Raw genomic sequence first — 1,765 nt, 5'->3', positions numbered from 1 at the left:
AACATGAACAATCTCTTTTTTTACTCGTTAAAAAGGAATACCCTAATGCTATTTTTCAATATAGACCGCAGTGGCTTGCACCTCAGAGCTTAGATATATATATCCCGGAGTTGAACACTGGAATAGAGTATCAAGGAATACAGCATTATACTGAGGTGGAATTCTTTGGAGGTAAAAAGGCATTTGAACATCGAATTGTACTGGACGAAAAGAAACGTGATATATGTAGAAAATTTAAAGTAAGATTAATCGAATGGAATTACAACATAGATATTACAAATAAAAATTTGAAACAGATTTTAAAAGAGACTATTTCAGACTAGTGATTTTTTGAATAAGAATGATTGCATATGCTATCTTATTATGTATTATTACGAATTCAAATTGTTAAAGAGGGAATTGGAGTGTAAATTACTAATAGAGTCAATAATTTGCCCGCAGGATCAACACAGGAGATTGTTTTAGATGTAAGAGGCAGAGGATTTTCTAAAGATGTGATTGAGGACGTGGTGACGAACATTCAATCATATTGTGCTCCTGTGTATAAAGACATTCCGGTAACAGTCATGAGTTATTAGAGATATGAGGAAGTTGTATGAACAGTAAAGAAAAGAAGTCAGTAATGACAGAAGAAGATATTATGAAGCTTTTGGATTCTTGTTATGAAAAATGTTTAAATGGAATACCAAAAGTTAGTCCCAGTGTTGAGGAACTGGCTAATGATTATTTGAAAAAACATAGAACGACAGAAGAAGCATGCAGAGCAATGTTAAAAAATCAAATTGCAAAATGCACAACTTCAGGAGTAGTAACTGGATTTGGAGGTTTTATTACAATGCCAGTCGCTATCCCGGCTAACGTTGGTAGTGTGATATATGTACAAATGAGGATGATTGCCTGTGTTGCATATATGGCAGATTATGAATTAGATAGTGATCAGACACAAACCTTCATATATGCTTGTTTGGCGGGCGTCGCAGTTAATGGCTTATTAAAGCAAGCTGGTATAAAATTCGGAGTAAAATTTACCAATGGACTTATTAAGAAAATTCCGGGTAAAGTTTTAACGAAAATAAATCAAAAAGTAGGGTTTAGGTTTATTACGAAATTTGGAACGAAGGGAATTGTCAATTTAGGAAAGCTTCTTCCGGGAGTAGGTGCTATCGTTGGTGGGGGATTGGATTTGGTGGAAACTAAGATCATTGCAGAACGTGCGTATAAGTGGTTTTTTGAAGGTGATTTCTCCGTAAAGGATGGGAGCGAGGAAGATGTGATTGAAATGGATGATATAGAAGGTTGAAGAGTAGTCGTAGGTGAAAGTATTTGAAGAATAAGTTGAAAAATTTTTATTAAATCCGTGGACTATAACAATTCTGCAGTAGTTTGTCAATTGGTTTTGACATATTGAGGATTTAATGATAATATAATCATAGAAAAGGTGCTACCGATAGACGGTTAGCCCACATAATGATTAGTTAAGAAAATAACCGTTCAGTTTGCGAGGCTGGGGCGGTTATTTTTTTGTGTGATTGCTTCCTATTGCGTAACCAAGTCCAAAGGCTGTTAAGCATAAGCTGATAACAGCAATCAGACCTTCGAGAGTCAACATTAGCATCCCCTCCTTTAGCAAGATTTCCGCAGATAGTCTGGGGATTTCTATGTAAACAGAGGGTCACAGTCCCTCTGGAGAAGGACCAACCGCCTACCGTGCATGGTAGCACCATGGGATGATTATATCAGAATAAATATAACGACACAATAATTC

Annotated in this window: 2 protein-coding genes; both read left to right on the top strand. The window is 35.9% G+C overall.

The window, feature by feature from the left end; all coding sequences use genetic code 11:
* Positions 1–323, top strand: a 323-nt coding sequence (locus JQM82_RS15455; protein WP_235251303.1) for a hypothetical protein, incomplete at its 5' end; no start/stop codon positions are given.
* A gap of 272 nt (positions 324–595) precedes the next feature.
* Positions 596–1,300, top strand: a complete 705-nt coding sequence (locus JQM82_RS15450; protein WP_235251301.1) for an EcsC family protein — start codon at positions 596–598, stop codon at positions 1,298–1,300.
* The last annotated feature ends 465 nt before the right edge of the window (positions 1,301–1,765 follow it).

The sequence above is a fragment of the Faecalicatena contorta genome, from assembly GCF_021531995.1.
In the GTDB taxonomy this organism is placed as follows: domain Bacteria; phylum Bacillota; class Clostridia; order Lachnospirales; family Lachnospiraceae; genus Dorea_A; species Dorea_A contorta_A.
This window is presented reverse-complemented; position numbering and strand designations above follow the sequence as displayed.